The 3,276-nt window shown below is 73.2% G+C and carries 3 protein-coding genes and 1 pseudogene; 1 reads left to right on the forward strand and 3 read right to left on the reverse strand.

All coding sequences use genetic code 11. The features are described 5' to 3' along the window. Positions 1-635: NAD(P)H-dependent flavin oxidoreductase (locus E1294_RS51475; RefSeq protein WP_181958689.1), on the forward strand; the 635-nt coding region annotated here is incomplete at its 5' end. Between the two features lie 56 nt (positions 636-691). Here E1294_RS51475 and E1294_RS51480 read toward each other — a convergent pair. The 3 genes and pseudogenes from E1294_RS51480 to E1294_RS51490 form a co-directional block, all read right to left on the reverse strand. Further along, positions 692-1,363, reverse strand: coding sequence for a pentapeptide repeat-containing protein (locus tag E1294_RS51480; protein ID WP_132520534.1), 672 nt, complete (start codon positions 1,361-1,363; stop codon positions 692-694). 4 nt (positions 1,364-1,367) lie between these two features. Continuing rightward, positions 1,368-2,903 (reverse strand): glycoside hydrolase family 3 protein, encoded by a 1,536-nt coding sequence (locus E1294_RS51485; RefSeq protein ID WP_132520537.1) that lies wholly within the window; start codon positions 2,901-2,903, stop codon positions 1,368-1,370. 52 nt (positions 2,904-2,955) lie between these two features. Then, positions 2,956-3,276: pseudogene (locus tag E1294_RS51490) on the reverse strand (acetyl-CoA C-acetyltransferase); the annotation flags it as partial.

A 3,276-nucleotide genomic window follows, 5' to 3' on the forward strand; every position in this document is an offset into this window, starting at 1 on the left:
ACGCGGTGATCGTGCAGGGAGGCGAGGGCGGGGGCCACACGGGGCCGCTCGCCACGACACTGCTGCTGCCCCAGGTCGTGGACGCCGTGGACATCCCGGTGATCGCGGCCGGTGGGTTCTTCGACGGGCGCGGGCTGGTGGCGGCGCTGGCGTACGGCGCCTGCGGGATCGCCATGGGCACCCGGTTCCTGCTGACCAGCGACTCCCCCGTGCCGGGCGAGGTCAAGAAGCTCTATCTGGCGGCACGGGAGACCGTGGTGACCACCAAGGTGGACGGGGTTCCGCACAGGGTGCTGCCGACGCCGTTCGTGGCCTCGCTGGAGCGGTCGCGGCTGGTGCGGGCGGTGGCGAACGGCGTCAGGTTCCGGCGGTTGTCGGGGTTGTCATGGGCCGAGCTGATCCGCGAGGGGCGGCGGATGCGGCGGGGCAGGGAGCTGACCTGGGCACAGGTGCTGCAGGCGGCCAACACGCCGGTGCTGCTGCGGGCGGCCATGGTGGACGGGCGGGCGGATCTCGGGGTGCTGGCGTCCGGGCAGGTGGTGGGGGTCATCGGCGACCTGCCGTCATGCCGGGAGTTGATCGACCGCGTCATGGCCGAGGCCGAGACAGCCCTGGCCCGCCTGCCGTCGCGCTGATCCCGCCGGGGTGGAGATCCGCCTCGCCCCGGCTTCACGACCTCGTCCCTGCGGGGTCAGAGGACCGTGATGCCGCGGGCGGCGAGGATGGCGTTGGCCTGCGTCTGGTTGATGACGGCGCCCGCGAACGCCCGGAGCTTGGCGTCGTCGGGCTGCCCCAGGTCGGCCCCCCGTAGGTCGGCCTTCGCGAACGTGGTGTTCAGCAGGCGCGTGCCGATGAGGCGGCAGTCGCTGAGCGTGGCCTCGGTGAAGTCGCAGCCCGACAGGTCGGCGTCGTCGAAGCGAACCCCCTCGATGTGCTCGCCGCGCAGCGAGCAGCCTCCGAGGTTGGCCAGGGTCAGGTTGGAGCGGGTGACCGTGAAGCCGGTGCCGCGCGAGGCGGTCAGCGCGGCGCCGATCATGCGGCAGCCGGTGAACGACACGTCGGTGAGCAGCGCGCCGCCGAACTGGGCCGAGGACAGGTCGACGTCGGTGAAGGTGACGTCGATGAGGTCGGCGTCGTTGAAGCGGGTGCGCATCCCGCCCCCGCCGGTGAAGACCGCCCCGTCGAGGTCGGCCTTGCGGAAGTCGGTCTGCTCCAGCACACACGACTCGAAGCGGGCCCCCGCCAGGGGGGCGCCCCACAGGTCGGCCTCCGTCAGGTCGCATCCGCGGAAGACGTGTGTCTCGCCGGCCGCGAGCCGTTCGGCCAGCGCCTTGTGTGAGAGGTCCTCGCCGTCGAAGTTCACGGTCTCAGAGACTACCGGCCAGGATCTCCGCGGCGGCCCAGCCGCAGACCCGGGCGGAGCCGTGCGTGGCGATGTGCACGGCCCCGAGGTCCGAGCGGGCGGGCAGGCCCATCTCGACCACCACGACGTCCTTGCGGGCGCTCAGCAGGTGTCTCAGCGCCTCCTCCTGCCACGGGTGGCGGTGCACGTCGCGGACCACCACGACCAGCGGGCGGGCGGCCGCCGCGCCGAGCAGCCGTTCCAGTGCCGGACCTGTCGTCTCTCCTGCGGTCATGCGCGTGACCACGGTGCCGGGCAGCAGCCCGGTCAGCGGCTCGCCCACGCCCCAGGGGGTGTGCCGGTCGATGGCCAGGTTCGTCTCCGGCGCCAGCTCGACCACGTGCGGGGCCGCGGTCAGCGGCAGCTCCGGCGTGGTGGAGCGCCGGACGACCCTGACGGCCCGCCGGGCGGCCACCAGCCCGGCGCCGCCGTCGCCCACGGCCCCGCCAAGCACGCCGTTTCCCGCACCTCCGCCCGGGGATCCGGCGCGGGTTCCGGCGGGCCTGCCCGAGGAAGCGGTCCATGCCGCCAGCTCGCGGACCCTGCGAGCGGCGTCGGCCAGCCGGTCCTCGGGCAGCAGTCCTTGGGTCACCGCGGTGGCGATCGCGTCGCGGATCCCGGCGGCGGTGGCCTCGTCGGCGTGCTCGCCGCCGACGCAGATCGCGTCGGCCCCGGCGGCGATGGCGCGGGCCGAGGCGCCCCCGATCCCGTACGACGCCGCCACCGCGGCCATCTCGATGGCGTCCGTGATGATCATCCCTTGGAACCCGAGCTCCTCGCGCAGCAGCCCGGTGAGCACCTTGGGGCTGAGCGTGGCGGGCAGTTCGCCGTCGTACGAGGGCACGAGGAGGTGGCCCGTCATGACCGCCTTGACGCCCTCCCTGACGACGTCGGCGAACGGCAGCAGCGCGTCCTCGATGCCGTCCGCGGCCATCTCGGGCACACCGTGGTGGGAGTCGACCGTGGTGTCCCCGTGGCCGGGGAAGTGCTTGACGCAGGCGGCCACCCCGGCGGACTGCAGGCCGCGGACGAACGCCCTGGCGTGCCGGGAGACCAGCGCGGGGTCGGCGCCGAAGGAGCGCAGGCCGATGACCGGGTTGTTCGGGTTGGAGTTCACGTCGGCGGAGGGGGCGAAGTCGATCGTGATGCCCGCGCGGGCCAGGTCGGCGCCGAGGTCCGCGGCCAGGGTCTCGCTCATGGCCACGTCGTCGACCACGCCGAGCGCGTACGCTCCGGGGCGGCTGCTGCCGGTGGCCGCCTCCAGCCGGGTGACCTCGCCTGACTCCTCGTCGATGCCGACGAGCACCGAGGGGTTCTCCGCGCGCAGCGCGGAGGTCAGCCGGGCCACCTGGGCCGGACCGGCGATGTTGCGCGAGAACAGCGCCACCCCGGCCAGCCCCTCACCGAGCCGACGGCGGAGCCAGTCGGGTGGCTCGTGCCCGGCGAAACCGGGGAAGAGGACGGCGTCGGCAAGGCGCAGCAGGTCACCGCTCATGGGCATGACCCGCAATCTAATAGGAAAGTTTCCTATTTGCTAGTGGCATTTTCTGATGTCAGGCCGCTCCCATGCGGACGAGCCGTTCGATGACGGTGACGTTAGCCTGGCCTCCACCCTCGCACATGACCTGCAGGCCGTACGTGCCGCCCGTTCGCTCCAGCTCGTGCAGCAGCCGCACCGCCAGGACCGCGCCGGTCGCCCCGAGCGGATGGCCGAGCGCGATGGCGCCGCCGTTCGGGTTGACCCTGGCGGGGTCGGCGCCGGTCTCCTTCGTCCAGGCCAGCACGACGGAGGCGAACGCCTCGTTCACCTCGATCGCCGCGAAGTCGTCGATGGACATGCCGGTCACGCGGAGGGCGTGGGCGGTGGCGGGGAT

Source organism: Nonomuraea diastatica (genome assembly GCF_004349015.1).
GTDB classification, from domain to species: domain Bacteria; phylum Actinomycetota; class Actinomycetes; order Streptosporangiales; family Streptosporangiaceae; genus Nonomuraea; species Nonomuraea diastatica.